A 5,361-nucleotide genomic window follows, 5' to 3' on the forward strand; every position below is an offset into this window, starting at 1 on the left:
CGCGCGCGAGCTCCTCGGCCGTGGCCGGCGCCGCGCCGCCAGCCGGCGGGCGCAGCAACTGCCACAGGCCGAACGCCAGGCCGATCAGTGCCACGCCCATCAGCGCGCGCAGCGAGCGCGGCGCATGCGCGTCGAGCTCGAACTGCCACCACAGCCGGTTGCTGTAGGCGACCTCCTGGTAGGCGAAGAACAGCACCCACGCGCAGGCGGCGATCACGCCGCCCAACGCCAGCAGCCACCCGGGCTCGAGACGCTGCGCGAACAGCGAGGAGCGGCGGTCGAACTGCCGGCGCGAGATCAGCAGCAGCAGCGCCAGCGTCGACAGCAGCGCCGCCTCGTGCAGCGCAATGCCCTTGGGCAGCGCCAGCACCGCCGCCACGACCGCCAGCACCAGCGCCGCCCACCAGGCCGCGTCGAGCCGGTGCAGCAGCCCGCGCGCGACCAGCAGCAACCCCAGGCCGGCGACGCTGCCGAGGAAATGCGAGGCCTCGATCAGCGGCAGCGGCAGGTCGAGCGCTGCGAGGATCTGCCGCGCATCCTCGGTCACCGGCGTGACGCCCGAGACCAGCAGCCACAGGCCGGCCACCAGCGTCAGCGCAGCCATCAACCGAGGACTGAGGCGCACCGCCAGACGGCCGACCGGCGCGGCCACGCCGGAGCGCAGTTCGTAGGACGCCAGCAGCGCCGTGGCGAGCACCAGCGGCAGCACGTAGTAGAGACCTCGGTAGAGCAGCAAGGCGCCCAGCATCGCCTCGGTCGGCACGTGCGCGCCGCTGGCCAGCAGCATCACCGCCTCGAACACGCCCACGCCGCCTGGCACATGGCTCAGGATGCCGGCCGTGATCGCGATGGCATAGAAGGCCATGAAGGTCGGCAGCGCGATGCGGTCGTCGGGCAGCAGGAACCACAGTGCCGCGGCCGACGCGCCGAGCTCGAGCGCCGAGATCACCAGCTGGCGCAACGCCAGGCCCGCCGACGGCAGCCGCAGCGTCCAGCGCGGGCCCACGCTCAGCGTGCGCTGCCGCAGGCACAGCCCCAGGAAGACAGCCAGCGCCAGCAGCAGCACCGCGGCGCCGGCGCGCAAGCCTCCTGGTCGCGTGTGCAGCAGCGACGCCACGTCGTCGGCCCCCCACAGCAGCCCGAGCGCGCCGAAGGCGGTGATGCCCAGCGTGAACGCGGCAGCGTTGAAGGCGATCACCCGCGCGATCTGCGGCGGCGCCAGTCCGGCCGCGGCGTACAGCCGCATCCGCACCGCGCCGCCGGTGAGCGGGCCGAGGCCGATGGTGTTGGCCAGCGCGTAGGCGACGAACGAGGTCAGCAGCACCGTGCTGCGCCCGACCCTGGCGCCTGCATAGACCAGCGCCGACGCGTCGTACCCGGCCAGCGCGAGATAGCTCGCCGCGGTGGCGAGCAGCGCGAACGCGATGTCCGACGGCGGCGTGGCGTGCATCGCGGCCATCACGTCGGCATAGCGCACCTCGCGCAGCAGGCCCTGCAGCGCCAGCGCCACGGCACCCGCCAGCAGCATGGCCAGTGTCGTGAGCACCCAGGGCCGCAGGCGCGGCCACCACTCGCCCAGCCAGGGCGCGGGCGGTCGGGGTCCGAGCAGCGACGCGGGGCTGGGCTCGGTCACGGGGCAGCGGCCCTGCGGCAGGCGATCGCGCTCAACCGGCCGGCGACGGCATCACGACGACGCCGTCTTCATCGGCATACAGCCAGTCTCCCACCTGCACCCACACGCCCTGCACCTGCACCGCCACGTCGCGCTGGCCCTCGTTGCGCTTCTCGGTCGGCAGCGGCATCAGCGCCAGCGCGCGGATGCCCACGCGCTGGCCGCCAGCTCCGCCGCGTCGCGCACGCACCCGTTCACCAGCACGCCGGCCCAGCCGTTCTTCGCGGCGGCCGCGCCGATGTTGCCGCCGACCAGCGCGCGGCGCAGCGAGCCGCCGCCGTCGACCACCAGCACGCGGCCCTGGCCGGGTTCGTCGAGCGCGAGCTTCACCAGGCTGTTGTCCTCGAAGCACTTCACCGTGCTCACCGGCCCGGCGAACTTGGCGACGCCGCCGTAGCTGTGGAACACCGGCGGCAGCACGCGGAAGGCGCCGTCGGTGTCGTTCTTGTGCGCGTCGCACAGGTCGCAAACTGCAAATTCGGGGGCCGGGCCGCTCATGCGTTCTCCACTTTCCTGATCGGGGGTTTCACGTCCTCGCGGCGCGGCGGCAGCATCGGCTGGTGCTCGCGCGCGGGGTTGAGGATGATGGCGGTCGAGGTCTCGGCGAGGATGCAGAACCTGGTGACCACCGCGTCGAGATGCGCCACGTCGATCACGGCGATCTCGAGGATCCAGCTGTCCTCGCCGGTCACGTTGTAGGCATTGATGACCTCGGGCGTCTGCTGCACCAGCTTCACCACGCGTGCGTACTCGGCGCGGCCCACGCGGATCATCGCGCGGATGCCGTAGCCCAGCGCCTGCAGGTTGACCGTGGCGCGGTAGCCGGTGATGACGCCGGCCGCCTCGAGCTTGCGCACGCGCTCGGTCACGGCGGGCTGGCTCAGGTGGACGCGCCGGCCCAGCTCGGCCATGCTCAGCCGGGCCTCGGCCTGCAGTTCGGCCAGGATGCGCGTGTCGTAGGCGTCGAGACTCATCGCGGCGGACATGATGAAGCCTAGCACGCGATTTTCCTGCGAATCGAAGGCCGCGACGCCGTCTTTCCTTGATTGCTCTCTTCAACCCCCGCGCGCCGCTCCCTAGCATCTGCGCATGAGTTCGCTGGCCCCTCCCTGAGCCCACCGCACCCTGCGCTGTCGCCGCTGGTGCTCGCCTGCCTCGCCGCCACCTGGCTGGTCTGGGGCTCGACCTACCTTGCGATCAAGTTCGCGCTGGTCAGCTTCCCGCCCTTCCTGCAGATGGGCTCGCGCTTCCTCGTCGCCGGCGCGCTGCTGGCGGCGTGGATGCGCTGGGTGAAGCAGGTGCCGTGGCCGAGCGCCCGGCAGTGGCGGCACGCACTGCTGGTCGGCGCGCTGATGCTGGGCGGCGGCATGGGCGGCACCGCCTATGCCGAGCAGAGCGTGGGCTCCGGCCTCGTGGTCGCCTTCATCGCCGTGGTGCCGGTGATGATGGCGGCCGGCCTGATGCTGTGGCGCGTGTTCCCGAGCCGGCTCGAGGCGGCCGGCATCGCCATCGGCCTGGCCGGGGTGCTGATGCTGACCCGGGGCGCCGGCTTCCAGGCCTCGACGTCCGGCCTGGCGGCGATCGCGCTGGCCTGCCTCACCTGGACCGCCGGCAGCCTGCTGAGCCAGCGCCGCACGCCGCTGGCGCCCGGCGCGATGGGCTTCGCGAGCGAGATGCTGTGCGGTGGCGTGGTGCTGCTGGCGATGGCCGCGCTGCATGGCGAATACGCCACGTTCGCTCGCCAGGGGGCGCCGGCACCACTGGCCCTGGCGGCCTGGCTCTACCTGGTGGTGTTCGGGTCGCTGATCGCCTTCAACGCCTACATGCTGCTGCTCGCGAAGGCGTCGCCGGGGCTGGCGTCGAGCTACTGCTTCGTGAACCCGGTGATCGCGCTGCTGCTCGGCGTGTGGCTCGGCGGTGAAACCGTCAGCGGCTACGAGTGGGCCGCGGCCGGCGTGGTGCTGGTCGGCGTGGTGCTGCTGCTCGCCGGACGGCGGCCCGCGGCGGCCTGAGTCCGGCGCGGACGTTCAGGGCTTGGCGTCGATGCGCGATGCGCGCAGCAGCACCGCGCCGTCGGCATCGGCCAGCGTCAGGAAGCCGTGTGGCGGCACGCGCGCGCTGGCCGCGCGCTCCAGCGCCGTGAGCACGCGGTCCTCCTGCTCCATGGCCTGGGTGGCGCAAGCCATGCGCGTGGTGACGATGGGGCCGATCTTCAGCGTGTTGCCGGTGAGCGTGTAGCGACCGCGCAGCGTGTTGCAGCTGCCGTTGCCGGCCAGTTGGCCGTCGGGGCCGAAGTCGACGCGGGCCGCGCTGCGGTCGAGCAACGGCTCGCTGCGGGCCTGCTCGATGCGCCAGGCCCCGAGCACGGCCGGGTCGGGCGCTGCAGCCACGTTCGGCGGGGTGGGCGCGGGGACCGGTGCCGGGGCGGGACGCGGGCGGCGAAGGCTGGGAAGGCGCCGGCGTCGGAACGGGAATGGGCACCACGCAGGCGCCGAGACTGAGGCACGCCATCACGGCAAGGGTCGATCGCAGGGGGTGCATGGCAGAGCTCCTCGGGATTCAGGGGTGACGCCGCTGCAGTGCGGTGGCGCGGATCGCGCTCAGCGTGCTGCGCGTGGTGCTGACCTCGGTGTCGAGTATCAGGTGCAGCAAGGTCGGTTCGTCGCGCGCCAGCGCGGCGCCGAAGGCTGGTGCGAAGCCTTCGGTGCGCTCGATGCGCTCGGCCGCCCAGCCGAAGGCCCGCGCCAGCCCCACGAAGTCGGGATTCACCAGATCGCTGCCGCTGACGCGGCCCGGGAACTCGCGTTCCTGGTGCATGCGGATCGTGCCGTAGCTCGCGTTGTCGACCAGCACCACGATGGGCCGGGCCCCGTGCGCCCGTGCCGTGGCGAGTTCCTGCACCGTCATCAGCCCGTCGCCGTCGCCGGTGAAGGCAACGACGCAGCGGCCCGGCAGCAGCAGGCTGGCTGCGACGGCAGCCGGGATGCCGTAGCCCATGGCCCCCGAGGTCGGCGAGAGCTGGCTGCCGAGGCCACGGTAGCGCCAGTAGCGGTGCAGCCAGCCGCTGAAGTTGCCGGCACCGTTGGTGACGACGGTATCGGCCGGCGCGAGCCGCTGCACGGTCTTCACGACCTCGGCCAGGTCGAGCGGCGCCACCGGCAGCGGCAGGAGGTTGGCCTGGTAGTCGGCCTGCGCTGCGGCGGCCCAGGCCGACCATGGCACGGCAGCCGGTGCCGCCAGCGTTTCCAGCGCGCGCGCCGCGTTCGCCATCGAAGACTGCAGCAGCAGGTCGGCGGCGTAGACGCTGCCCAGTTCCTCCGCGCCGGCGTGAACGTGGATCAGCGTCTGCCGCGGACGCGGCGCGGCCAGCAGTGCATAGCCGCCGGTGGTCATCTCGCCCAGCCGCGGGCCGAGGGCCAGCACCAGATCGGCATCGCGCACCCGCGCGGCGAGCTTCGGGTTCACGCCGATGCCCACGTCGCCGGCGTAGAGCGGGTGGTGGTTGTCGAACAGGTCCTGGAAGCGGAAGGCACACGCCACGGGCAGCTGCCAGTTCTCGGCGAAGCGCTGCAGTGCCTGCACCGCGCCGGCGTCCCAGCCGCTGCCGCCGGCGATCAACACGGGCCGTTGCGCGGCGAGTAGCCGGGTGCGCACCTCGCGCAGCGCGCCGGGCGCGGGCCAGGCCTGGG

General features: G+C 73.0%; 5 protein-coding genes and 1 pseudogene. 1 reads left to right on the forward strand and 5 read right to left on the reverse strand.

The window, feature by feature from the left end; all coding sequences use genetic code 11:
• The 3 genes and pseudogenes from Y694_RS19500 to Y694_RS19510 all read right to left on the reverse strand — a co-directional run.
• Window positions 1–1,633 (reverse strand): lysylphosphatidylglycerol synthase domain-containing protein (locus Y694_RS19500; protein WP_197028827.1); only part of this gene is annotated, 1,633 nt, incomplete at its 3' end.
• Window positions 1,634–1,664: 31 nt separating this feature from the next.
• Window positions 1,665–2,170: pseudogene (rraA, locus tag Y694_RS19505) on the reverse strand (ribonuclease E activity regulator RraA).
• Complete coding sequence (locus tag Y694_RS19510; protein ID WP_036235574.1) at window positions 2,167–2,658, reverse strand: Lrp/AsnC family transcriptional regulator; 492 nt, start codon at window positions 2,656–2,658, stop codon at window positions 2,167–2,169. Before Y694_RS19510 ends, rraA begins: the two are co-directional and overlap by 4 nt.
• Before the next feature lie 156 nt (window positions 2,659–2,814).
• On the opposite strand from Y694_RS19510, the gene Y694_RS19515 reads away from it, so the two are divergent.
• A complete protein-coding gene (locus Y694_RS19515) occupies window positions 2,815–3,684 on the forward strand; it encodes an EamA family transporter (protein WP_231497797.1) in 870 nt (289 codons plus the stop codon).
• Window positions 3,685–3,699: 15 nt separating this feature from the next.
• Here Y694_RS19515 and Y694_RS19520 read toward each other — a convergent pair whose 3' ends face one another.
• Window positions 3,700–4,062, reverse strand: coding sequence for an META domain-containing protein (locus Y694_RS19520; protein ID WP_051495913.1), 363 nt, complete (start codon window positions 4,060–4,062; stop codon window positions 3,700–3,702).
• A 169-nt stretch (window positions 4,063–4,231) separates the two neighbouring features.
• Window positions 4,232–5,361: thiamine pyrophosphate-dependent enzyme (locus tag Y694_RS19525; protein ID WP_036235569.1), on the reverse strand; the 1,130-nt coding region annotated here is incomplete at its 5' end.

It is taken from the genome of Methylibium sp. T29-B, assembly GCF_000576225.1.
GTDB lineage: Bacteria > Pseudomonadota > Gammaproteobacteria > Burkholderiales > Burkholderiaceae_C > Methylibium > Methylibium petroleiphilum.